This window comes from Dictyobacter formicarum (genome assembly GCF_016587435.1).
The window spans coordinates 1-25,328 of the sequence record NZ_BNJJ01000030.1; the positions used below are offsets into that span (position 1 = coordinate 1).

General features: G+C 49.7%; 20 protein-coding genes. 10 read left to right on the forward strand and 10 right to left on the reverse strand.

Features of this window, described 5'->3' with window-relative positions; translation table 11 throughout:
* From JMI88_RS34130 to JMI88_RS34145, 4 genes are all read left to right on the forward strand, one after another.
* Positions 1–2,104 (forward strand): phenylalanine--tRNA ligase subunit beta (locus JMI88_RS34130; protein ID WP_201366506.1); only part of this gene is annotated, 2,104 nt, incomplete at its 5' end.
* A gap of 302 nt (positions 2,105–2,406) precedes the next feature.
* Positions 2,407–5,811, forward strand: a complete 3,405-nt coding sequence (locus JMI88_RS34135) for a BACON domain-containing protein (RefSeq protein ID WP_201366507.1) — start codon at positions 2,407–2,409, stop codon at positions 5,809–5,811.
* A gap of 302 nt (positions 5,812–6,113) precedes the next feature.
* Positions 6,114–8,237 carry a BACON domain-containing protein gene (locus JMI88_RS34140; protein ID WP_201366508.1) on the forward strand — a complete coding sequence of 708 codons (2,124 nt, stop codon included), beginning with the start codon at positions 6,114–6,116 and terminating at the stop codon, positions 8,235–8,237.
* 109 nt (positions 8,238–8,346) lie between these two features.
* Entirely contained in the window at positions 8,347–8,652 is a 306-nt protein-coding gene (locus tag JMI88_RS34145; protein ID WP_201366509.1) for a 2Fe-2S iron-sulfur cluster-binding protein, read from the forward strand.
* Positions 8,653–8,786: 134 nt separating this feature from the next.
* Here the strand turns inward: JMI88_RS34145 and JMI88_RS34150 are convergent, their stop codons facing one another.
* Positions 8,787–9,743, reverse strand: a complete 957-nt coding sequence (locus JMI88_RS34150) for a hypothetical protein (protein ID WP_201366510.1) — start codon at positions 9,741–9,743, stop codon at positions 8,787–8,789.
* Positions 9,744–10,259: 516 nt separating this feature from the next.
* Between JMI88_RS34150 and JMI88_RS34155 the strand changes: the two genes are divergently transcribed.
* The 4 genes from JMI88_RS34155 to JMI88_RS34170 all read left to right on the forward strand — a co-directional run bounded on the left by JMI88_RS34155 (position 10,260) and on the right by JMI88_RS34170 (position 13,108).
* Positions 10,260–10,487 carry a hypothetical protein gene (locus JMI88_RS34155; RefSeq protein WP_201366511.1) on the forward strand — a complete coding sequence of 76 codons (228 nt, stop codon included), beginning with the start codon at positions 10,260–10,262 and terminating at the stop codon, positions 10,485–10,487.
* 9 nt (positions 10,488–10,496) lie between these two features.
* Positions 10,497–11,384, forward strand: a complete 888-nt coding sequence (locus JMI88_RS34160; protein ID WP_201366512.1) for an SDR family oxidoreductase — start codon at positions 10,497–10,499, stop codon at positions 11,382–11,384.
* A 162-nt stretch (positions 11,385–11,546) separates the two neighbouring features.
* The gene (locus JMI88_RS34165) at positions 11,547–12,455 is read left to right on the forward strand and encodes a proline dehydrogenase family protein (RefSeq protein ID WP_201366513.1); all 909 of its coding nucleotides are present in this window, start codon (positions 11,547–11,549) and stop codon (positions 12,453–12,455) included.
* Positions 12,456–12,565: 110 nt separating this feature from the next.
* The gene (locus tag JMI88_RS34170) at positions 12,566–13,108 is read left to right on the forward strand and encodes a gamma carbonic anhydrase family protein (RefSeq protein ID WP_236023190.1); all 543 of its coding nucleotides are present in this window, start codon (positions 12,566–12,568) and stop codon (positions 13,106–13,108) included.
* A 202-nt stretch (positions 13,109–13,310) separates the two neighbouring features.
* On the opposite strand, the gene JMI88_RS34175 is transcribed toward JMI88_RS34170, so the two are convergent.
* On the reverse strand, positions 13,311–15,299 hold the full coding sequence (locus JMI88_RS34175) for a copper resistance CopC/CopD family protein (protein ID WP_201366515.1): 1,989 nt from the start codon (positions 15,297–15,299) through the stop codon (positions 13,311–13,313).
* A 381-nt stretch (positions 15,300–15,680) separates the two neighbouring features.
* On the opposite strand from JMI88_RS34175, the gene JMI88_RS34180 reads away from it, so the two are divergent.
* Complete coding sequence (locus JMI88_RS34180) at positions 15,681–16,973, forward strand: glycosyltransferase (protein ID WP_201366516.1); 1,293 nt, start codon at positions 15,681–15,683, stop codon at positions 16,971–16,973.
* A gap of 172 nt (positions 16,974–17,145) precedes the next feature.
* Here the strand turns inward: JMI88_RS34180 and JMI88_RS34185 are convergent, their stop codons facing one another.
* The 5 genes from JMI88_RS34185 to JMI88_RS34205 form a co-directional block, all read right to left on the reverse strand.
* On the reverse strand, positions 17,146–17,610 hold the full coding sequence (locus JMI88_RS34185; protein ID WP_201366517.1) for a nuclear transport factor 2 family protein: 465 nt from the start codon (positions 17,608–17,610) through the stop codon (positions 17,146–17,148).
* A 103-nt stretch (positions 17,611–17,713) separates the two neighbouring features.
* The gene (locus JMI88_RS34190; RefSeq protein ID WP_201366518.1) at positions 17,714–18,823 is read right to left on the reverse strand and encodes a class I SAM-dependent methyltransferase; all 1,110 of its coding nucleotides are present in this window, start codon (positions 18,821–18,823) and stop codon (positions 17,714–17,716) included.
* Between the two features lie 108 nt (positions 18,824–18,931).
* Positions 18,932–19,954: a DNA polymerase III subunit delta gene (gene holA, locus JMI88_RS34195; RefSeq protein WP_201366519.1), complete on the reverse strand. Its 1,023-nt coding sequence runs from the start codon at positions 19,952–19,954 to the stop codon at positions 18,932–18,934.
* 11 nt (positions 19,955–19,965) lie between these two features.
* Positions 19,966–20,316, reverse strand: a complete 351-nt coding sequence (locus JMI88_RS34200; protein ID WP_201366520.1) for a PTS sucrose transporter subunit IIBC — start codon at positions 20,314–20,316, stop codon at positions 19,966–19,968.
* A gap of 153 nt (positions 20,317–20,469) precedes the next feature.
* Positions 20,470–22,230 carry a bifunctional lysylphosphatidylglycerol flippase/synthetase MprF gene (locus tag JMI88_RS34205; protein ID WP_201366521.1) on the reverse strand — a complete coding sequence of 587 codons (1,761 nt, stop codon included), beginning with the start codon at positions 22,228–22,230 and terminating at the stop codon, positions 20,470–20,472.
* A 607-nt stretch (positions 22,231–22,837) separates the two neighbouring features.
* Here JMI88_RS34205 and JMI88_RS34210 point away from each other — a divergent pair.
* Complete coding sequence (locus JMI88_RS34210) at positions 22,838–23,203, forward strand: DUF4870 domain-containing protein (protein ID WP_201366522.1); 366 nt, start codon at positions 22,838–22,840, stop codon at positions 23,201–23,203.
* A 54-nt stretch (positions 23,204–23,257) separates the two neighbouring features.
* Here JMI88_RS34210 and JMI88_RS34215 read toward each other — a convergent pair whose 3' ends face one another.
* The 3 genes from JMI88_RS34215 to JMI88_RS34225 form a co-directional block, all read right to left on the reverse strand.
* Positions 23,258–23,734, reverse strand: coding sequence for a DUF6789 family protein (locus JMI88_RS34215; protein ID WP_201366523.1), 477 nt, complete (start codon positions 23,732–23,734; stop codon positions 23,258–23,260).
* Between the two features lie 88 nt (positions 23,735–23,822).
* Positions 23,823–24,737, reverse strand: a complete 915-nt coding sequence (locus tag JMI88_RS34220; RefSeq protein ID WP_201366524.1) for a DUF92 domain-containing protein — start codon at positions 24,735–24,737, stop codon at positions 23,823–23,825.
* A gap of 101 nt (positions 24,738–24,838) precedes the next feature.
* Positions 24,839–25,300 carry a RusA family crossover junction endodeoxyribonuclease gene (locus JMI88_RS34225; RefSeq protein ID WP_201366525.1) on the reverse strand — a complete coding sequence of 154 codons (462 nt, stop codon included), beginning with the start codon at positions 25,298–25,300 and terminating at the stop codon, positions 24,839–24,841.
* Positions 25,301–25,328 lie beyond the last annotated feature (28 nt).

A 25,328-nucleotide genomic window follows, 5' to 3' on the forward strand; every position in this document is an offset into this window, starting at 1 on the left:
GCCGCTGGTGGATCTGCTGGGTGAGGTCGTGCTCGATTTTTCGATTAAAGCCCATCGTGGCGATCTCAATTCAATTATCGGGGTGGCCCGTGAAGTGGCCGCGTTGACAAAGCAGCCTCTACGCCTGCCAGAGCCGCATTTTCAGGAACAAGGAACACCGGCGACAGAACTGGTTAAGGTAACGGTTGAAGATAGCGAGCTGTGCCCGCGTTACACAGCACGCGTTGTGAGCAACGTCAAGGTCGGACCTTCTTCCAGCTGGATGGCCCGACGCTTACTGGCCGCTGGCTTGCGACCGATCAACAACGTGGTAGACATTACTAACTATGTGTTGCTGGAATATGGTCAACCGTTGCACAGCTTTGACTACGATCTGGTGCCCGAGCACCATATTATTGTACGTCGTGCCCAACCAGGGGAAGAACTGACCACACTAGATGGGGTCACGCGCAAGCTGAAACCCGACATGTTGCTCATCACTGATCCCACTGGCCCAACGGCCATTGCTGGCGTGATGGGTGGCGCGGTCAGCGAAGTTAGCGACAAGACCACTACTGTGCTGCTGGAGTCTGCAAACTTCCATCCCGGCAATGTTCGTCGTACCTCGACCACGCTGGGACTGCGGACTGACGCCTCCAGTCATTTCGAGAAGGGATTAGATCCCGAACTGGCGTTGCTGGGCTCTAATCGTGCCATGCAGTTGCTGGCTGAGTTGGCCGGAGGCAGCGTTCATCTGGGCGTGGTGGATGTTTATCCACAACCGGTCCAGTCGCTCACAATGCCTTTCTCAACTGATGACGTGGAGTGGTTGACCTCCATGCAGGTAACCCAGGGCGAAGTAGTTGAAGCCTTGAGCGCTTTAAATTTCACCGTGACCCCCGCTGAAGATGGCAAAAGTATGCAGGTGACCATTCCAACCTATCGTACGGATGTCACTCAGAGCGCCGACCTGGTCGAAGAAGTTATTCGCCTGATCGGATACGAGCATATTCCCAGCACCATTCCTGATGGGCCATTGCCTGAGCAAACGATTGACCGCTGGTTCGAGCGCGAGCAAGTTATACGCAATCTCATGGTTGGGGCTGGTCTGAATGAGATCGTGAGCTATACGTTGACCAGTCGTGCGCGTATGATAAAATTGCTGGCCCAGGTTGATTCAGCTTCCGCCAGTTTACTCTTACAGTCGCCCAACCGCTCGGCTGCCCAGGAGGAAGCACGCATTGCCGCCTCCAACATAAACACGTCTGTGGCAACTTTTGATGCTCATGCCCTGCCAGCAATTACGATCGTCAATCCGCTCAGCCCGGATCTGGAAGCTTTACGCCTGACGCTTATGAGTAATCTCTTAGAGACAATTCAGCAGAACAGCAAATATACCAAAGATGGTTTGCGCTTCTTTGAGATAGGTCGTCGCTATCTGCCCACTGATGGCAAATCGAGCTTGCCAGATGAGCGCCGCACGGTTGCCATTGCTATGTCGGGTCCGGCTGAGAACACCTGGTTGCCAGAATTATCGCGCCCGGCTGATTTCTATGATCTGAAAGGTGTCGCCGAAACGCTTCTGGAGGGCCTCAAGATCCAAAACTATCGCTTCGTGCCGACTCAGCATCCTACATTCCATCCTGGTCGCTGCGCGCTATTAGAGTTAGCCTATACCACAGACAATGGAGACGAGGTCTTCCGGCCTGTAGGTGTTTTAGGTGAGGTACACCCGCTTGTTCAGCAGCGCTACGATCTATCCCAGCGAGCTTATCTTGCCGAGTTTGATCTGGAAGCTCTCTATGCGGCAGTACCAACTCAGCTAACGTACCAGCAGATTTCACGGCATCAAGCGCTAACACGCGACCTGGCGCTGGTAGTGGATCAGCATATCGCGGCCCAGGATATTAAGAACGATATTATCCGCCACGGTGGTGAGCTACTGCGCTCGGTTGATCTCTTCGATGTCTATACCGGTGATCCAATTCCTGCCGGGAAAAAGAATCTGACGTATACGCTGGTATATCAGGCTCAGGATCGAACCTTGAAAGATACCGAAGCGAACGAATTGCAGGAACGTATTATTCGTGTGCTGCATGAAGATTTTGGCGCGGTCCTGCGCTAATCTGCAGTCAATATAAATAATAGGAGAGCCATCTTGCTCTCCTATTATTTTGAGCTTAAGCCTTCCTGATGTTAACGGAATTGAGGCTCAAAATACCCATTTTTGCTGTTCAGGTGACAATTGCTGATTAGTAACGTTTAATCAATGTGAGTTCACTTATATTGATGAGCTGAGGTGTGCTGCGTGAGGTAGTAACGGGAGGAGGCGACAGCGGTTATTTTTTGTTATTATTTATTAATAGAGTGAAAAATTAGCATATATGGGTATGGGTTTTATATTTTATCATCAGAAGAGCTAAAAGCATGAATCAATGTCTGCGTTGTAATCAGCCGTGTAGCGCTTCGGCGATCCTGTGTGATCAGTGCCGTTTACAACTCAAAGGTCATGGTCACCAGGGGGATCCAGAAGCGGAGATAGCGTCGGACAGTATGTCGTCCTCTTCTTCTTCCACTGTTCCGATGGATGTGTTCACTGTTCCGATGGATGCGTTTTATCCTGAGCCTGATATTCAGACACCGGATGAACATACCTGGTCGGCTGCCGATGAATATTCCACTGCTTCAGATCATTCCTTTCATATGCTGAATAATGCAGCCAGAATGATTGCCGAAATGCAAGGAGATGCCGCGTCTGGTAGCCGATCGCCACGGGCATCGCGCCTGTCACCATTGCGAGACATATCGGCGGATATTCGTCGTGAAAGTACACCCTTACCGGCAACTGCCTTTAGCACAGAACATATGCGTAATGCGCTGGATAAACGTTTGCCCGAGGATCTGGATGAACGCCTGCCCGATCTCTGGCCCTGGTTGCATGCCGCGGAAATCGATGAAGAGAAGGATGAGTGGATTGATCATGCCGATCCTTTGCTTTCCCGCCGTTTCCCATCAGCACAGGTAGAGAGCAATAATTTACGAACTGTACTTATTTATCCAGCGGGACTCATCTGGCAAAATATCCAGCGGGCGCCGCGCAAATGGTTGCGCCTCTCCTTCATTGTTATGTGTACGATCGCTATTGTTGCTCTGGCTATAGATGCGGTACTGGTAACATTTTTAGAACATGGGGGAAAAGCGTTTTCTGGTTTGCCACCCACCATGACGCTTTCGACGCGTTTTGCCAATCAGGGGGATTTCGTCACTATCCACCTCAAAGATTTTACACCTACCTCGGCAATTGTTCTTTCACATGATATTCAAGAGCATGTAAAGCTGATCCATGAAGGCGATATCATTCACGTTGGCCCCCAGGGATCAAAAGATGTTGTGATGGTAGTCGAGGATAGTTGGGAGGCTGGTTCACATACTATTGAAGCTGAAGATATCAAGACACGTTATACTGCCAGTGCGGTGTTATCCGTTGGGGTTGGTCCGACACGTCCTGCCCATCTACAATTGGAAAGCACAAATATTGATCTGGGCTCCTCGTGGCAGGGTGGCAATACTTTACGTCCCATTCGTTTGGATAATACTGGTGGTGGCATGATTAATTGGGCAGCCAGCAGCAGTACTAGCTGGCTGATGTTTACACCCAACCAGGGCATGTTTAGTGATCACCAGGATGTGCAAATTGCTGTCGATCGCACAAAGCTAGAACCAGGCTCATATGAAGGAAAAATTACTATCTCATCCAATGTAAGTGAGCCGCAAGACATTACTGTCCACATGAAAGTGATGGCTATTCCTGCTAATGCCGGTGCTGTGCTCGATGTCTCCCCCCCTGTAATGTCTTTTACCTCCGCCGATGGTATGGCTGATCCCGCAACTCAAGCGCTGGTCATTTCAAATCTCGGCAAGCAGCCATTGCACTGGTCTGTGCGTAACCAGCCTTCAAATTTAAAAGCAGATAATAATTCCTATATCAGTAATTTAGTCGGGTTCACTAGCCCATGGGTAACTGCCAGCATCACTGCTGGTACGGTACCTCCGGGTGGCAGCGTCTCGGTCAATATAAATGTTCATAGTCAAGCATTACTGCCGGGTACCTATACGGCGCAGCTACAGTTCCAGGATCTCCAGGCTTTGGATAGTCCCCAAACAGTTGGAGTGTCACTGATGGTACAGCCACGCTGCAGTCTGTTGCTTAGCACTGGTAACCTGCTCTTTACTACTGTAGCTGGTCAGAGTGGCGCCAACAGTCAGGTTTTAAATCTGGTGGGTAATACCAGTTGTGGAGGGGGAAATACCAACTGGAGCGCTTCGTCATCTGTACCATGGCTGACAATCACTCCTAATAGGGGATCCCTGATGAATGCCGCTACGGCATCTACTATAATTACCGCCAATACTATTGGTATGTCAGCGGGTACCTACAATGGAGTCGTCACGATCTCCATGACGCAAAGCACGCAGACGGTGGCCGTGCAACTGATCATACAGCCGCCGCCGCCACCTTTAGCTCCAATTATAGGAGCGTCACCGCTGAATTTGAACTTCAGCATCACAAAAGGACAGGCCAATCCGCCGGGGCAAAGCATCGCCATTGCAAATACCGGTGGGAGCGCGTTGACCCTGGCAGTAATACCTAATCCGCTCTCGAAATGGCTAAGTGTCGTTCAAGGTCCAGCTATTATTACCGCTGGCCAGACCAGCAGTCTGATGGTAAATGTCGATGCCAGTAATTTAACTCCCGGTAGCTATACCGGGCAAATTGCGCTTAGCGGCGTTGATTCAAATGGCAATCCAGCCAGTGGTAGCCCACAGACCATTGGTGTAACGTTCACCGTGTTTGCGCCCTGTACCCTGACCTTTCCTTCTGCAACCTCGCTGGCCTTTAATGCTGTTCAGGGGGATGTGGATCCGCCATCACAGCAAGTGACCTTTACAGCTGCAGGTAACTGTAACTGGCCGTTAAAGTGGAAGGTTGATCATAGTGCAGCTGCATCATGGTTGAAACTCTCACCCGATAGCGGACAGTTTACGACCAGCGGCCAATCAGCAACCGTAGTTGTCGATCCTAGCAATGCGGGTTTACTGGCAGGAAATTACAGTGAATCGGTTACGCTTACCGCAACCGATAGTATGGGAAATTCTGTTCCTGGCAGCCCTCAAACGCTGTCAATGGCGCTGGCGCTTCAAATGCCCTGTACGTTCCAGTCCTCATCGCCAGGGCTCACATTTTCAGCGATTCAAGGTCAAACGGCTACCCAGCAGAGCATTCCTTTGGGCCTGTCTGGTTTATGTGTCTTGCCGGTATCCTGGACCGCTACGGCGGATAGCAGTTGGCTACAACTGAGCTCCCCGTCTGGTTCCGACAATGGACAGGGTAGTACACTGGGTGTGAGTGTCGATGCGACAGGCTTGAATGTTGGTACCTACCACGGTGTGATTACTGTTACTCCCAATGGCAGTGGTGGGGCCTCGGTAGATGGCAAACCGCAGATACCTGTAACATTGACCGTGACCGGAACTACGGTAAGCGTCACTGTAAATTCTTGCGCGACTACGGCCTGTTCGTTGCCAACACCACTTCCTGGAGCACTTGTCTCACTTGCCGACTCGACTGGAAAAATTGTTGCCAGTCAAACGACTGATGCTAATGGTGTGGCTACCTTTACTAATGTGCCAGTTGGTGCCTATACGGCGGTTGCCAATGGTACAGATGTCGCGCAAGTACTCTATTCAGGTAGTAGCTCGGTATCTGTGGTTGGAAACGTTGTGACTATGAGTATCAATGCGTTCGCTAGCACTCCCACACCTTCACCGTGACAGGCGCCAGGCAACCATTGCGTAACTCCATGTGCCAGAGGCCGGCTTGAAGCGATTGACATCTTCGAGCTGGCCTCTGGCTTAAAGCGCTTAAAATGATATATTTTATATATCTAAATATATAAGCTTGCAACGTATTTATAGTAAGGGGCAATGGATATAAGGCAGGCATTTGGGATTACAGTTGTCCGTACGTCCTTTACTGTATATATGTGCTTTACTCTCATATGGATATCTCATATATATATTAGCACCGCCGGATCACCATTCTTTGTACAGGCAGATCATAAAAAGGGTGGATTATGGATACCAAACGTTGTATATATTGTCAGGCCTTACAACGTGCCGATGCTCAAGTATGCAGCCGTTGTGGGCATGCACTGTCTCCTGAACTGGCACGCGAGGCGCGCCAGGATTCACGGCCGATCGCTGCTTCACATCGCGCTGGACATACCTTTGGGCTGCATCCTGAAGATCAACCCTATCAATCCAACATGATAATAGCGCAGCGTCCCCTGGCAGATGAAAAGGAACCACAGTACCGGGGCAAGCAAGCTCCTGAATATATTGTTTTTCCTTCTACACAGGAGGCACCGGCCCTGAAGGCACAGCGGGCGGCGCTGCTGCGTCAGAAGACCGCTGCTGTTCGGTCCTATACCGAGCAAAAAACTTTGCGCTGGCCGCTGCCTGCCCAACGCAATACATGGTTTTCTCGGCGTACTATCTCCTCGCTCCTGACTATCTCATGCATTTTTTTTCTGTTGGCAGCTAGTATTATTGCTTTTGCGTTGATTGGTAAGCGTGCCAGCATTGCCACCCCGGTAATTCAAGCTGTGCCCGATACATTGCGTACCAACGATACCTTTACCCTATCGGGAAGAGGTTTTTCCGCGCATGACGAGATCGCGTTTTTCCATGATGCCCATCATGTTTTCTTGAATGAAAATGGGCAGCCATTAGCCATTCACACTGATGCACGGGGGGCTTTTTCGCTGCAAGCTCAAATTCCTGGAGATTGGCAGGCGGGCGACCATCAAGTGAGTGCGGTAGATAGCACGCGTGGTATGGAGGCAGTAACGCATATCCAGGTAAAGGCACCCTCGACCCAGCCATCTGTGCTCCATCTCTCGCAACCTGATTGTCGTTTTCCCGCGGCGGCACCTGGCATCATTTCCAGTCAATCGATCATTTTATCCAATAGCGGCGGCGATCAGCTCTCCTGGAGCGTAACCAGTGATCAGCCCTGGTTAAGTACGTCGCCGAGTAGCGGCACCTTTTCTGGCAGCCAGAGCGTACGGGTGACAGTCAATCGGGGGGGACTTGCTCCTCAGCCATATAGCGGACATCTAACCTTTACACAAAAAGGTGATAGTAGCGCGACTCTGACCATGAATGTCACCATGGAAGTCACACCGGCTCCGGCGGTTTTGACCCTGTCTACCACGCAGCTGAATTATTCAGCCAGTAATAGTCAGGATCCAGCCGATCAGTTGATTACTCTTCACAATAGTGGACAGAAGGCGTCCAACTGGTCAAGCACAGTTGCCACTGATGACAATGGCAACTGGTTGAGTATCAGTCCAGATCATGATGAGCTGGCACCCGGTGCCAGCGAGACACTGGTGGTTAGTGCGCACTCCTATCATCTGGCCGTTGGAGCGTATCAGGGAAGCATCCAGTTTTCCGGCGGAACAAACGCTCAAGTGGGGATTTCAATGAATGTGGTGAATGCTGGCAACCTGATCGCTTCGCCCCCCTCGTTCAATTTTACGGTCCAGGCGGGACAGGCAGCTGCCGCCCAGACGGTAACGCTGCAAAATAGTGGTGGGTTTGCACTGGATTGGGGGAGTCGTGTAACTACAGTTGACCAGGGTGATTGGCTGCAGGTTTCGCCAGCCAATGGTTCTCTTGTGGGAGGAGAACAATTTCCGGTGACCATTAGCGCCTCTGCTAAAGCGTTGCATCCAGGTTCTTATCAAGGAACAATCACCTTCACCTCTTCAAGCGGTAACATCCGGCAACTGGCCGTTGCCTTGCTGGTTACGGCTCCCCCGGCACCGGCAATCAAGATACAACCAGCCAGTCTGAGTTTTACAGCCGTGGCCGGTCAGGATACGCCCGCGCAAACGATTACCGTACAGAATACTGGCAATATTGACCTACAATGCTCAATCGGAGTGGATGGGATTGATAAAAGTCTGCTCACAGTGATACCTTCGCAGGGCAGCATAAAGGTCGGCGAGAGTATAACGCTCACAGTAGTCCTGCATACGCCGCAGGGTGGTCTCAAAACCTCTTCGGCCGCTATCCAGATTAGCGCTACCGCGCCCGGTGTCACAGCCATACATCAAAATGTCCAGGTTACTATCAATAATGATAGCTCGGATCCAACCCCGACTGCGATGCCCTCTACGGTGGACAAGTGAGGCCTGTTGCGCGTTTTATTGACGCTCCTTACCTTCTGTGCTATAGTCTGACAAGGCATAATCAAGCTATGCTATATCAACAAGCTACTATTTTGCGGAGGATTGAGCCGTGCCAACCATTACATATGTACGTGAGAATGTACGGGTAGAAGTGCCCGAAGGAGATACTGTCCGTTATCCAGCGTTAGAAAACGACGTTCCCATTTACTGTGGTCTCTACAAGTTTGCCAATTGCCATGGCAATGGCTTTTGTGGCACCGATCGTGTTGCCGTCTCCCCTTCTACCAATACCAATGAGCTCTCTTTCATGGAGAAGTTCTGGTTGCGCAGCGACCTGAAGAAAAATCCTAACATGCGCCTGGCCTGTCAGGTAAAGGTTCTTGGTGACATAGAAGTCGAGACACAGTGCAAATAAGGTCATATTTTAATGACTAAGGTACACACATAAAGAACCCCGAGTAACGAGCTTCATTTATATCTTTTGTTTATACATAGGAAGCGCGACTCGGGGTTCTTTATGTGCTTTTTGCGTAATGCTTAGGTTCTTTTTTACTTGATCGCGAAGTAGCGCCGCTGGGCAAACTGGCCATTCCAATACAGCTCTACATAGCCCGAGAGGCGATTGGTAAACTGCATACTCATTTCGGTGTTATAGATCTGAATCGGATCATATTTGATCTTCTGCGATAATTGAGACCTATAAAATATGCCATTGGTGTACCACTTGGCCGTAACTGCGCCTTTCTGCCCCTTGGGCGGTTGCACGCTGAAGGTGAGATAAAAAGTCTGGCCGGGCGCAAATACATTCGTTGGCTGGGTGGGTAGATTATATTTATCGATATGCGTCGCCAGTGCGACAGATGGAATAATGTTCATTGCTGGGCCACTATCTTTATCTGTGAGCGCCGGAGGATCAGGGATATTCTGGTTGTTCGCCGAGATGTTTGGGCCGCCCTGGCCATTATAAAGACGAACCACTTTATCCCATGTGCCGCTTGCCTTGGCATAATAGCCTGCGCCTGAGCATAGCAAGAGCCCCACAATCAGCACGCTTAAGAAACCGCTGATTACGCGATGCCTGGGAACGATGGGACGTGGCTTGGTAAACATGGGTGGGACATGTACCACCTCCGGATTAAGCGGTTCTGCTGGCAACAGATGTTCAACCGCCTGTTGTGGTACTAATTGCAGCGAGATGGTTGGCTGACGTCCTTCTGGTTGTAGCTCCATGCCTCCCTGATAGGGGACAGGCAGCATCGATTGCTGCTGACCTTGCTGAAAGGCCGGGCTCTGCTCTGCTGGCTGCGCGCCCAGTTGTCCCGAAGGCTGCTGCCATGCAGGCATAGGATTAAGTGGTTCAGATTGCTGCCACGCTGGCTGATATTGATCTCCTGATTGTTGCCACGCTGGCATTGCGTTCGAGCCAGTCTGCCAGGGAGTTGAAGATGCATTATTAAAAGACATTTGAGGAACCTGTGGTTGTTCCCATTGTCCCCCAGATGGCATGTTGCTTTGTAATCCAGGGCCACCCCAGGATGTTGCACCAGGAGTCCCAGCTCCCCAGCCAGCGTTTTGTGAATTATCTAGCAGCGGAGATGGGGCTCCGCAATTAGGGCATGGTGCCTCATTCGCTACGCGTGCTGTTTTACAAAAGGTACAAAACATTTTCCTCGCCTACCTTATAAATTTCTGACAAATGCGCTTATGTCTACTATTATCAACACAATTTATTACTACACCACAGTAACATTTAACTCCCGGTTCAATCAAGTTTTGCTGTTTACTTTAGGGCAAAATGGCTATTATAATCCGCATATCTCCATTTTGTTTCATGGTATATCAAAAAATGGCCTTGCGAAGATCTTTCACTTGCACGTATTCTTTGCCAGGTGTTACCATGGTTTCATAGTAGGCGTTTTTCCTATGTAATTTACTATACAGCTCTCACACCGCTTCAGTACGTGTGACAAAGCGTCTGAAGGCTGCCGATGTGTATAGTTGGAAGGGTGTTTCTTTCATTCTATGGCTGAGACGCAGGAACAATGGTATAACAGACAAGCAATCGAGCAGTTAGCTCAACATATTCCCTTTGAGCGTGACCTGGCCTGCAAAGCAGAATTAATTGAGATGTTGCGCGGCCTGGTAATTCGGCATGGTCGAGAAATGGACCCGCTACTATTCGGCTTTGAGGCACGTAACGAACTTATACGCCTGGGATTATGGAGCCGTATCGGACAAGCAGAAAGATAATAAATAAGTATGACAAGACAGACTATTTTGATTACGGGCTGTTCAAGCGGATTTGGCCGTTGTACAGCCCTTGATCTTGCACGCCGTGGCTGGCATGTCTTTGCGACCGTGCGTAAAGAAGCGGATAGTGCTAGCTTGCTCGAGGAAGCTGAACAGCAGCGTTGCCGCAATAACATCACCCCCTTTCTCTGCGATATTACACAGCGGGAACAGGTTGAAAAGCTACGGGACGATATTAAAGAAATTCTGCAGGCCGAGCAGCAATCAGCATCTCGCGGCGAGACGCCACGGCTGGATGCCCTGTTGAACAATGCTGGCACCGCCTATGGTGGCCCCATTGAGATCATGCCCTTAGAAGATGTGCGCGCGCAGTTTGAGATCAATGTATTTGCGCATGTGGGTGTAACACAGCTATTTCTGCCCCTGCTCAAAGCTGCCCGGGGCAAAATTATTTTTGTAAGTAGCGTTTCCGGACGTATTTCAGTACCTGTCACAGGTGTGTATTCCGCCAGTAAATATGCACTGGAAGGCCTGTGCGATGCCCTGAGATTGGAATTAGCCCCTTTTGGCGTACGGGTAAGTATCATTGAGCCGGCCTCAAGCCCGACCAGTATCTGGAAGACCAGCCTGCAACGTTCGTTCGAGCACCTCGGAGCTGCTAAAGACTCGAGTCCCTATGCCCGCCTCCTGAAAATGGCTGAGAAGTCCGCTACCCAATCCAGCCAGACCGGCTTCCCGGTGCAGAAGTTCTCTGATACTGTCGTGCGCATTCTCGATAGCTCCCACCCCTGGGCGCGTTATAGTGTGCCTTTTTCTGCTGCTCTATTAATACTGCTGCGCCGCTTCCTGCACGATCTCGTGTGGGATTGTCTGATCCGTTTAGCCATGCGCTGGTAAGCTCGTACTGGCTTTATGTAAATCTAGCAAACACCCCGCTTCCTTGTGCTATGATAGGTAGAGCAAAATAAAGTTTGCAGCTGGTGACAGGAATGATTTTTTCAGCTTGATCGGTTGTTTATCATTCATTCTTTGCTTCTCCTCGCTGAAAGGATGTCAAAGATGCTCAAAGATACCTTACTCTACCTCGCTCAGAACCCACGCTTACGCGATTTTGTGGTGCAGAATAAAATCACTCGCAATGCTTCGCGTCGCTTTGTCGCAGGTGAAGTATTAGAGGATGCTGTACGTGCAACGCGTACCCTGAATGATCGTGGGATTCAAGTGGCGCTGGATTTGTTGGGTGAAAATGTGGCCATCAAAGAAGAGGCCGCGGAAGCGATGCGAGATTATGTAAATGCCATTGAACTGATTGCCAGGACCCAGATTGATGCCAATATCTCTATCAAGCTAACGGCACTGGGCCTGGATATTTCTCCCGAATTATGTGAGGAATATCTTTCGACCATTTTAGAGTGCGGTCGAGAGCACAACGTTTTTGTGTGCATCGATATGGAAGGCTCGGCATATACAGAGCAAACAGTAGCTCTGACTAAACGGGCTCGCGAGCGCTATGATCTGGTCGGAACGGTCATTCAATCCTATCTCTATCGTAGCCACGATGATATCACGCAACTGGTTAACCAGGGGGCACGGGTGCGCCTGGTGAAGGGGGCGTATAAAGAGCCGCAAAGCGTGGCCTATCAAAATAAGGCCGATGTTGATCGGAACTATGTAGATTTAATGCATATTTTACTGGCCCGTGGCAATTTTCCGGCGATCGCCTCGCACGATGAAGCCATCATCGATGCGGCCTGTAAGTTTGTGCGTGATCATGGCATCAGTAAGTCTTCCTTTGAATTTCAAATGCTATATGGCATACGCCGCGATCTTCAGGATAAGTTAGTCAAGCAGGGTTACAATGTGCGCGTCTATGTCCCCTATGGTTCTCATTGGTATCCTTATCTCATGCGTCGTATGGCGGAACGCCCCGCTAACCTGATGTTTGTGGTGACCAACGCCTTGCGCTAAAAGCGTGTTTTGAAAAGCATGTTTCATACCCATCCCGACGGTCATGGGTATGAAACATGCTCTCAGCAGGGGTTAAAATTGTTAAAACAATCGATAAGGAGAGACCGACTATGCCTGTTTTGCCCTATCGTGGAGTCTGGCCAACGATTGGAAAAGATGTCTTTATCGCCCCGGGGGCTATGGTGATCGGCAACGTTGTGCTTGAAGAAGGTGTCAGCGTCTGGTACAACGCGGTTTTGCGCGGGGATAGTGCCAGGATCGTGGTCGGACGTCATAGTAACATTCAGGATAATTGCACGCTGCATGTAGATGCGGATGCTCCGTTAGAGATTGGTGAAGAGTGTACGATTGGACATAATGCGGTGGTGCATGGAGCCACGCTAGGTGCGCGCGTGCTGGTTGGCATGCAAGCTGTAGTGTTGTCACATGCGAGCGTTGCTAATGAAACGGTTATCGGGGCCTGTGCCCTGGTAAGTGAAGGAAAGCATATCCCTGAACATGTACTGGCGCTTGGAACACCTGCGCGTGTTGTACGTAGTCTGAATGAGAATGAGATTACGGCCCTATCGATGAGCGCCCACCATTATGCTGAATTAGCTCAAGAATATCGAGCTGAAGATGCGAACGCGAGCGCGCCTCCACCATCCTTTTAAGCCCATCTGTATCGTCCCGGGCGGATGGGCGCATGCGCCGCTGGGCCTGGGGAACGCAGGCGTCCCCAATCTCTATTTCATGGTTGGTGCAGCAGGTGCACATTCGTGCACCTGCTGCACCAACCATGAAATAGAGATTGGGCGCTGTAAGCGCGTAGCGTCAGGGGCCGCAGGCACAAAGCGCATGGGTTGCAAACACACCCTAGCCCGTCAGGGTAATTTTGAATGTATCGGTCAGAGTTTTCTGGCCGGGTCGTTGAATCCCCACTTTGATATTCCACAATCCCGCCATATTGAATGCTACACGTTTGTCAAAGGTAGCTATGTAAACAGGATTCCCCTGCGGTATACTGATCCGTCCTTCTCCCATATTCATGAGCTGCATATTGGTCACCAGATTGACCTGGGCATTGGTGACAGGCCTGCCTTTATTATCAGTAATCAGTACGATCACCGTATGCTCATAACCTATGCGCCCTGGCAGTACCTGTAAGGTGACCGTTAGATCTCCAATCTGGCGCGTTTGCGAATCAATCGGAGCATTTTTTTGCGTCTGAGCCTGGTTGCTATATTTAATATTAGGAAAATCGATCGGCGGCGCAAAAAACGACTCGAGGGCAGAGCAGAGCAAAATAATCGCTCCGCAGACGGCCATAGTTTTCGCGGTCAGCTTGAGGAGGCGCTGTGTGCTGCCGATCTCAGATTGGCGCGTACGCCTGGTAGGCAGCTCCGCTTTAACGACTGGTAACAGCAGCGCCTGGTGGGTCAGTTTAGGTCGAATCGTATAGAGCGCGTAGATACTCAAGCCAACGGTGAAAAGGGTCAGCAGGATCTGAACTAGAAGTGTGCGCCCAAATGGGTCATTGATGAGTTGCTGTGCATCGCTAATGCTGGCTTCACTTAAAAAGAGTCCGCAGACCAATTGAATGGCCATGCCTGCTATTAAGATCGGCGTCAGACGGCGCAATAGAAAGGTCAGAGTCTCTGTATTATATTCGAATTCAGCCCCACTGAGCAGCGGCAGAAGCACAAAGGCCAGGTAGGTAAAGCCTCCTAACCATATGCCCTGGGCAAGCAAGTGTAGCCAGTCAAAAACAATAGCGCTCATGAATGGATTGAGCACCTGGACAACTGAACTGGTGAACACGAATGTAAGGGTGATCAGGCTGGCCAGAGCCAACCAGATAGCGGTGTGGCGCCGCTGCGGCGGCTCGGATTCAACTGCTTGCTTGTTTTTGATCAGGTCGCGTGTTTCGTGTGGACTGGCCGTTATGTCATCCTGTGTTGTGAGGCGCTCAAAATTGGTGATGGGCTCAGACTCTGGTTCTGTGACCGGAGCGGCTTTATGTCGATGGGTTAGATAGAGAAGAATCATGGCCATCACGATGAGCAGGATACGGAGGAGCCAGATTGTGCCATAGGCGGTATTTGGAATGATACTAAAGAGCAAAGATACATTCAGATCAGGCAATGTCCGGGCCAGGCGCACCATGCGCAGAATCAACGAGATAACTTCGCTACACAGCAACACGAGGAGGCACAGCCATTCAAGAGCGTAGCTGCGTTTGCGCGCCTGCGAAAAGATGCCTGAGCCACGCCCACCTGTTAAAACGAATTGCTCAATGACGAGCAGTCCAATCCAAAATGTCAGAGCGGCAATGGTCATCCATTCCCAGATAATCGATAGAATGGCGGCCGTATCTAATTTGTGAATACCTTCCAGGTTATTGCTACTGGTTGGACCAAGTGTGGTGGTGCCATCCACGCCGGTGCCTGAAAATCCAACATCAAAGCCAATGATGCCATACGTTGTATTTCCATCGTTGTTGGCTACCGCCGTCCAGATTACCTCGTAACTACCCTCGGGTTGGGTGTCGGGCGTCTTGATCGATGTAATTAACTCTTGCGAGTTGGAGGTGGCAACATGACTGGCACCTGCATTTACCTCTACCAGATTTCCTTGCTGGATCGAGTAAATGTGGGCATTGCTGATAGAACTGATGGGAGCATTAAAAAAGATATGTACTTCGCCCGGTACTTTACCAATAGTCGACCCATCAACCGGATCTGAACCAATAACATATGCATGGGCCTGAGCTGCCGGGGGTGGTACAACCAGCATGCTACAAAAATAAGCCAGGAAGCTCAAGAGTAATGCTATTGGTATAAAAAGCCATCGTTTTTGTTGCATATGTTCTCTTTATAGATGGATGGCGCGTTCGCTCCCTGCAGTATTGTGAGTGCATGTTTATTGCTAGCCAGAATCGCAATCGCTTTACTTATGGGGAATCGCGCGTCATCATGAGGCACTTTAATGTTGTGCCACGACGCATCATGGGTATTTATGATTGTACACCAGCTATATCAAGCTCGCAACCTACAAACGTAGTTTCTATTGCTGCGTATATTATTGAGATCTGTCCATGGCGCGCAGAGTATCTTGAGTAAGGTCCTGGCAGAGTACCATTCTCCTGTCAGCATGCCGCTGCCAGGTAGTGAATTAGACGCGAGCCATTTTTTGATTATAATAGGTAAAAATAGATTTCTTCATGACTAATAAAGAGTGAATCCAATGAAAAATACATATTGGTGGCAATCCTGGTCCCGTTTTGTCTTATGGTCGCATGTGATCGGGGTGGTTGGTTTTTATGCTATTCTCTGGTGGCGTACCTCTCCACGCAAAGAAGATCATTTGCATGTACTTCCAGTGCAACGGAACAAAGGCCCTGAGAAGGCGCTAACTGCCAACGAGGCAGCGAAGGAGCCATTGGTCTCAATTATCGTGCCCGCACGTAATGAGGAGCGCAATATTCGGCGCTGTGTGCAATCTTTGCTGGAGCAAGATTATGCTAATTATGAAGTTATCGTGGTCGATGATGGTTCGACAGATCGCACAGGTGCCATTCTAGACGAACTGGCGCATAGTCATGCTAATGGCAAGCATTTATGGGTATTGCGCTTGCGAGACGAGCTGCCAGCTGGTTGGGCAGGTAAGCCACATGCTATCCATAGCGGCGTACAGGAGGCACATGGAGACTGGTTTCTTTTTACTGACGCCGATACCTGGCATGCCCCGAATGCTTTGCGCTCGGCTATCACTCAGGCCACATCTGAACATGCTGATCTCTTCACTCTGGGCGCCGAGCAGGAGCTCCCATCTTTCTGGGATCGCGTCCTGATGCCCATGGCTTATCTTGGCATTAGCATGCTCTATCCCCCACGCTTCGTCAATGATCCACAAAGTCCTGTTGCAGTAGCGAATGGACAATACATCCTGATCCGCCGTCAGGTCTATCAGGACCTGGGTGGCTATGGGCGCCCGGACATGCGCGCAACCTTGTTAGACGATCGCGACCTGGCCCACCTGGTCAAGTCTCACCACTATAGCTTGCGCTTCATTGATAGCCTCGGTCTGGTGCACGTGCATATGTATCATAGCCTGGGTGATATATGGCGTGGCTGGCGCAAGAACGCCTACCTCGGCAATCGAGGAGGATTATTGTTTGTGCTGGTCCAACTATTGGGTCTGCCCATGATTTCAATCATTCCCTTCTTGTTGCCACTACTGGCTCGCCTTTCCCGTAGCTCGCGCTCAGAGGGAATCTCTGCACAGGAAGCTGCACTGGCAACGGGCCTTGAACTGGCGCCTTTGATCTCGTATCGCGCATGGCTCAACCGCCAGCTACATGTCCCCTGGTACTACGCCTTTACTCATCCTCTAGCGGGCGCCATCTTTACGGGCATCTTAGGGCAGTCGATGTGGCGAGTAATTACCAAGCGTGGAGTAGACTGGCGTGGTCGCCAGTATCACGATCAAAATGCTCGTGTGCCAGCTAATCGGGGTTCGGTTAGTTCGCCGCGCTAGGTCAGACAGAAAAAGAATGTATACCTCTTGCAGCATTGATCGTAGCAGCATGCGAGTCCTGTGGCGAAGACTCGGCAAGAGGTATACGTTCTTTTTTACAGTAATTTATGCCTATCCTCAACTTCTATACAATATCGGTACCAATAGACCGCTGTCAGCGATTGAAAACAGTTTATTGCACGATTATTAGATTGATGCCTAACTGTTTTAATAAGCCCGAAATGCCGCCACCCGCCACATGTTGTACTGCCATCGCGGCAATAGCCGAATCATCATTGAGCTGGTAAGTAACATCTTCCGTCGGTAGCGAAACGCTTGTCGCGGTTTGAGGGATAGGGGGAGTGCCCAGGATGGGAATAATAAAGCTGTCGCTCTGATAGCCCTTGACCTGGATGGTTCCGGTGACCCTGTTCTCGGACGGCTCAAGCACATTGTGCAGGTTGAATGAAAGACCCGGAATGCCTTCTTTAATATCTTTTAGCATTCCCATAAAGCCGTTTTTATCCAATGGCTTAGGAGTCCAGCCGCTAAACTGAAAATCATCGGCCAGATAGGTCGCAGCGGTATCCGGATCATTATCATCCAGGGCGCTCATAAAGCCTCTCACAATATCGGTGGGTGTATTGCTGGTATTCATTTTCGCTCCTTTTCCTGTTGTTTGTTTCACATATTTTTTCATATCTATGGGATACACGATGGAGGAAAGGAGGAAGTTTTTGTTGAGGTAAGATGAGATGCCTTTAGCGCTTCATAATCAGTACCTTGAAATTGCCCATGCCCATTGGATCTGTCAGGGCGGAGACTCTCTGACGCAGGTTGTACCATTGGAGCAGGGCGGTCTGCCCCTGATTGCTGGCCCTATCAGTATCAATGGCGCTAAAGTCGCGCTGACGAATCAGTTCAAGCTCCTCATTGATGCCATTATCGAGCAGCCATTGTCTCTGCGTGGTCAGGGAATGTAAGCGTAGACCTTGCTGGCGGGCTGTCTGCATTAAGGCCGTGAAATTGACATGGGCTGTAATATCCTGCTCCCCTGGCCGTACTAATGGACGATCGGTTAACTGGTGTTTATAGTAGCAACTTAAGGTACCATGATGGCGCTCGTTACTATACAACTTCCTGGCAATATCTCCATAATCAATGACCAGGATAAAGCCATGGCGCCTGCGTTTGAGATTGGGGCCTAAAAGGAGCTGGCTTGTACGCTCCATCCAGGTGAGGGCGTCCAGATTAATTTCTGCCCGCCAGCCATCCGCAAAGGTGCGCCAGGGAACTTTAAAGCCATCCAGATAATCGCTAAGCGTGGTGTTATCTGGCTCGACAAGCATCTCAGCCAGGCGACCATTGACGATGGTCACGGCCACCTCATAAAGCGTATCTCCTTGTTTCTCTACTACATGGACCGGAAAGGCGTCAACCAGTTCGTTAGATAAGATGATGGTCGGGGCAAAAGTGTCATCTGTCGTCACCAGGGCATCCTGGCCGGTCTTAATATCTGTGCGGCGATAATCCAGGGCGGCCGCCAATGCTGGTTCATGCGCGTTGGCCCAATCATGTATTTGCCGTGCCAGATCGCCCCGGCCAGCGCCCTGCTCAAGAACGCCCAGTCGAACAGGTTGACCCAGTTGCTTCCACATCTTTTTCAACTGGCGACCCATACAATGGGCAAAGAAATCGGCGATATCAGTACTTGTATAGTAATCGCCTTCCCAACCCATCTTCGCCTCGCCAGTCACATAATAGCCGTAGCCCGGCTCATACAGAGCCATCCGCATATAATCCGCAAAGGAGAGTGGACCCATCTGTTGGATGCGCTCAAAAATAACATGTTGTAAGGAAGATACTTGCATACAGAAAAAACTTTCTCTCAAATGTCCAGCGTCATCAGATGATGGTGCCGCTTTGCTCTTATTGTGTGCAATGAGGATAGACCTGTCAAGAATGATGTGGTAGTTTGTTTAGAGACCAAAGTTAACCACGAGTAGATCCAGGGCCATCTCTGGCGTGAGGCGACTGCGTTTGAGTGCAGCATCGGTAGAGAGTAACTGGCGATATGCATTCTCCAGCTGAGACGCGTTAAAGTTGCCAACCTGGCGCAGGGCCTTATCGGCAATGAAGGGAGCAATACCCAGGGTCGAAGCAATCTGTCCACCACGCATCCCTTTTTGGGCCAGCTCCTTGACGAGCAGCAGTGAGCGCACCTGTGACGTGATCGTACTGATCAACTTGAGGGGAGGCTCACCATCCGCCAGCAGGTCGTGTAGAATATTTAATGCTTGCTTACGGTTACGCTGGGCCAGGGCATCGGTAAGATCAAAAATACGCGCCTCCTGAACCTGAGCGGAGAGCTGGCGTACATCGTTCACGGTAATGGTTGCCCCTATCCCGACGTACATTGCCAGCTTATCCAATTCATTAGCCAGGAGCCGTAGATTATTGCCAATGAAGTTTGCCAGCAGGCTAATAGCCTCCGGCGCAATCTTGACTCCAATACTTTTGGCCCGCGCCGTAATCCATTTCTCCAGCGCTGCTCCCTTGGGGAGCATGCTCTGGATTACCTTACCGTGTTTTTCGGCGGCCTTTAAAAGGACATTGTTGCTTTCCAGTGCCTCTTCTATCAGCACGATTATGATGGTGGAATCTGGCATGGTGGCGACATATTCGGCCAGCGCTTTCTCAAAGCCAGCGCGGCCAGTCGTACTTTTACTATTTTTCCGGCCTTTTTTTGTCTTACCACCTTTGTTCGTATCTTCTACAGATGCAGCACTTTCCCCACGCTTTTTCTTGGGCAAGCCGTCGATAACAATCAAGCGCTGCTCGCTCAGAAAGGGTAGCGTCTCACTGGTCATAATGACAGTTTTAATATCCGCCTCGGTTCCCATGTAAATATCTTGATTAAAGCCAAAATCGCCCTGGGAACGTAAGTGTTTTAAGCGTTCACGGCTTGTGAACTCATCTTCACCATGTAAAAGATAGAACATGCCAGAAACCATTATTCGTGTGAAACTTGTCGACGATAGTCGCGGCTATTGCGGCGGGCTACGATCAGGTCAACGACAATGCCACCAACCAGACCAGCGGCCGAGCAGAGCAGGACACCACCAAAGAATGCTGAAGCGCCGTTGGCGCCAGGGATTGGTGTAGCAAAAATGAGCGTACCAGCCCAGCCCAGGATGATCAGAAATGCAAGGAAAGCGCCAGCAAAGCCACCCATAACGACGGCCGTGCGGTTTTTGACTGCGCTCAACCAGTATACCATGAAGAGAGCAATTGGTAATGAAAGCAGGAACCCAAAAAAAGCTCCGATTGTTACTTGATCTAGAGAGAGCGCGCTAAGCACCATAATGAAATATGCCTCCTGAGGATAAATTATTTGCAGAAATGGGACTATACCTCTGTAATTATACGGCAGTTTCCACACCCGTGACAACATATATACTTCTGGCCAAAAGCAAAGCGGCGACCCGTACAGGCCGCCGCTTTGCTTTTGGTTCATTTATGCTTTCGCAGCTTCTATACTTTTGACGCGCTCTTTCTCATATAGACTGTGCTTGTGCTGCCATTCTCTGATGGTTTGAATGAGGGTGCCCAGCAATGAAGCATCGGTCTGATGAGCATTGTACAGGGCCCAACCAATTTTTGGCAGGTTCAAGGCATCTGAATACACCAGGTAGCGGCTTTCCCAGGTCGGCTGAAATTTCTTCTTAAAGTTGAAGAGCGACTGATTTTTACTGGGATTTCCGAAGCGATCGGTCAGGAAGTCGATGCTAGTGCCCAGGAATGTGTCGTCCTCTTCATTGGCATTGCTCAGAGGTGCCAGTCCCAGGCTAATTATATGGGCGCCCAGATTTTTCATATGTTCAATGGTGCGAGCCAGTAGCAGCTCCATCGTACCAGGAGCACACTGTTCAGCACGACGCATCAAGTCCAGTCCCCAGCCCTGGCGGCCATAAATGGGAATGAACGATACAAAGGCATGCACTTTATTCTGCGTATCTACTGCCAGTGCATAGATCTGTTGTGGATCGCCCTGGGCATCAAAGCGACCCAGGCTGAAGCCCATTTCGGAGCCACCTTTTTCGACCAACCAATGCTGCGAAATCTGTTCCATCTGGTTAAGTTGTTCACTATCAGTGACTTTGCTGCGATAGAAGACCACGTGCAGCCCATCTTTTTCTGCTCGTTTGGCGCTGGAGCGCACATTTGCCATGGCACCGCCTTTGAGCGTGAATTTTTGTGCATCGATGACTGCGTCTTCTCCTATTTTAAGCAGGCGGAAGCCAGCACTGCGATACAATGCTGCAATCTGATCGCGAATTTGCCAGAAGACGATCGACCAATCCTGTTCGTTGCAGAAGGCGACAAACTGATTGATTACTTCAGCCATCTCGTCTTCAGGACCAATAGGATCACCCGCTACGACGGCTGTACTTCCCTGCAAGACATAGCTGATGACCGAGCGCCCCGATTTGGAGAAGAAGTAGGATTTATCTTCGCCAAGAGCAAAATAGCTGATAGAGTTTGTACCATATATGCGCACAATCTCATTAACTTTATCGCGTGTGGCTACATCAGGGATCAAAACGGCGGCAACTGGCCGGAAGATCTGGACCATGCCATAAAGGATGGCGCTGATGCATAGTACCGGGAGCGCATGCTGGAAGAAAAAAGCTTCGGTGGCATGCGGAATGCGCAGGTTGCCATGGGAAAACATACGGATGATGACGCCATGGATACCAATGCGATCAATCCATGGGGCGAAGTCATCATAGAGGGCGATAAAGCCGCCAATAGCATAGAAGACCACAATACCCAGACCCAGGCATAATGCTACATAGCCACGCCGTGCCGATGGTGGATCGCTTTTGGCGTGGAAAAAGCTACCCAGTGAATAGAGTGAGATGGTCATCACCAGCGCAATCAAAGTAGCCAGCACAGAGCCGCTACGTTGAATATGCAGTAAAGCTGATAATAGTAAAAGAATTAGAGTGATGTTCCACGCATGCTTTTTACCGCGAACCAGGCCATAAGAAAGCACGATCAAGAAGAAACCCACCACGACCGTAAATGTTTGGGCTGGTACACGATGATTTACAATTGGCCAGGCTCCTAGAAAAAAGCTCCAGGTAAAACGGGGCGCAATCGCTGATAGCATATCCGATAGTCCTACCAGCGCTGTAACGAGCCCAGCAAGATAACGAATGCTGTGGCGCATGCGATCAGTTTTTTTTGTTTTTTGTATAATTTCTGTTTGCATAAAGCCCTTCATTTGCCATATCGACCCCCTACAACTGTGGGAGGATGGAGGTGCATACTTTCAGCTGTGTAATGGCTGCTCCAAGTATCACACTTCGGTCACAGTACTTATGGCTCATCGTTGTCTTTTTTGCCCGGACAACTTAGTTTTATACTACACTTTAATGTATAGCTGAATTCATAAATATTATGCGCTATCACTATTGTACACTTACTGCGCACATTTCGAGCTTTGCGGGATTTCCAGACGCTACTTTTCTCCTACATTAGAATAAACGCAGAGTCAGGCAATATTATTAAGCTTTCTCATAAACTTCTTATTGGCTACCACTGTATCCATATGATGAAAACGCTTAATAGTCTTAAATGGTTGCATCAACCTAACCTTTCTATGATTTTTATACCAGAAATTTGCCGCTTTGTCTGTCACCCTTAGTACAAAAGGGTTGTGATAAATGAACATTTTTGCGACCGGTCCTTTTTAAGGAGAGAGAAGTTGCAACGCCTTCAGGCTTTGTGCGTATATAGAGTTGTAGAGATAATTACCAGAGAGAAATGGACTCAGGGTTATTGGTCCCTATTTTTCAGAACAGTGAGGCATTGGAATAATGCGTAGAATGACGACGCTTGGAGTCAATGAGCGCATTGAGCGTGTGCTAACATATTCGTTATTCTGGGTATCGGGTTTTGTACTTTTATTGGTTGAAAAGAACCAGAATGTACGCTGGCATGCGAAACAATCATTGATCACATTTGGCACACTCTCGTTACTCATGTTTGGCGTTAGTATGTTAAATACAACGCTTTCGTGGATCCCTTTTCTGGGCATCTTAACCTCTTTTGGGCTAGGTTTATTATTACGCATTCTGGTCTGGACATGGTTTATTCTCTGGATCTGGCTAATGGTAATGGCGTGGCTTAGTCCCGATTATCGTTTGCCCTTTATCAGTAAATGGGTGCGTGCAATCCTATAAAAAGCCTGAGGCAGGCTGAGCCAGGATATACACCTTACCTCAGCCTGCCTCAGCTTATTTGCCCTCTTTGTATAGCAGTCCCAGCGTGAGCCCAAACACCAGGTGGCGTACGATATTTTGCCAGAATGATGTCCAGTTGGCGAGTTTAGGAAGCTCATTACTTTTGATGAGTGGATGATGTTTATCTGCTAGTGGTGTTAGCCACCAGGCGCTAACGATAAAGATTTCCCCAAAAATTGCCCCTTTCAACCAGTCCGGTCCTGGTAAGAAGCGTTTGAGGACAGCGGCATAGATCTCTGCCAGGGCGGCCCCATTTAAGAAATGAATGACCCATGAGAGGGTGGTAATGCCTCTGGTTTTTTTCTCCCCTTCGATGAGTCCCTGTATAAAACGAACATCGCTAAAACGATTGCCGACCAGAAATTTATCGCCTTCCATGGCGATGCTATAGGCGGCTGTAGCCACAAGGCCAATCAGCGCCGCTTTACCTGGTTTCCAGGTTGGTGAAAGCAATGTTTTTCCTATATTCATAGGTTTATCCTTATTACATATTATTCAGTTAGTGCTCGGTTAGTGCTCGGTTAGAGAGATATGCAATGGAGTTCCACAACTATTTTATTTACTGACGTACCTGTCTGGAACAAAAGGGTAAGCGGAGAAGAATTGCCAGCAGGCTGCCGCATAGCGTGGCCAGCAAATTGACGAGATCATTGTCCAGCCAGCTCAATCCACGCACATGCCTGGTTGGTGTGCCGCAGTTATGGATGCGGCGTTCGGTCTCTTTCTGACACTGGGGGCAATAATAGATAGCCTGCACCGTTGCTCCTAACAGGCTATCAAACAAACTACCCGCGAAGCCGCTGATCAGAGCAATGATGGGTAAGAGCGGTGAAGATCGGCGTTGTAGTAACTGGTAGATCAGACCTTCGCTGAGGGCTCCACCGGCTGCTGCGCTGGCTCCAAGCGTACTGATGCCTCCTGATGTGCCGGGTGCCGTAGTTTGACCGGTCGTAATCAGGCGCGGTGGACGCTGGCTGAGCACACCTAGCTCTGTGGCCCACGTATCGGCATTGGCCGTGGCCAGGGCACCGATAAAGCCTGCTTCAAAGCTCGCACGCAGCGCTGGTTGCTGGCTTAAGCCATAGCCCATCGCCATTACCGTCGCGACCCCGCCATTGGCTCCGACCTGAGCCAGATCCCGTTGTGAACCCTTACTAAATTTATCGGCGGCCGTACGCGCCTTATCAGCGGCCCGAAAGTGAGAGAAAAGACTGGAAGAGACAAAGAAAAAAATGAGGGAAAGTCCCCAGGCAAAGCCACCCAGTCCAAAAATAGTGCTGCCGGTTACAACCGCGCCTGCCACCCCGCTACGGCTCAATGAGCGCCTCCGATAGGCTAGCCAGCCAATGTTGCTGCTTAACAGCAGGCCAAAGGTCAGTCGTTGCCAGCTGACCTGTTTTTTATCGGCGCCAGACCGAGATCTGCCAGCCACAAACGTCATGATAGAAGAAAAAAATTTTCGCATATTCCGCATATATAGTACCTCATTGAAAATTGGAACCAGTTTTGTTACAGAAATCGAGTGTCATTGGTTTTATCTTAAAGAAGGCGTGGTACAAATACAAGTATAGTTTTTTAGCTCAGAAGGACATACTCTTTGTCAAATTGCCAGTCAGATATTGTCTCCAATTCGACAGCGAGGTGAGGATGGAGTGGGTCAATATGTTTCATTAAATGGATATCTACCACGCGATTATCATTGAGCCCCAGTCCCTCACAGATGGCATCTTGCGTAATTTTGAGTCCGCCATCGAGATCTCTCCGTAAAGGTGTAGTAAAGTAGCAATCTAGTTGGAGAGCTAAATGGCTTTGTTTGAATTGTTGGAGCAGGGTTTCCGAAAAATTTCCCTGTTGTTCAAGTTGGCGGAGCACACTACGTACAGTGCGCTTAAAACGTCGGGCGGCCTGTGTACTGACACGATGCCCATTGACAGTGGCGTATTGTTCATTGATGCTAGGAGGGAGAGGGAGGATAAGGCATATACGTGGAGGAGAGGTATAGACGGTTCCTCCCCATTCGGGTGTTTGCTCATACATAAATAGTTCCTGCCTATATAGTACTTTT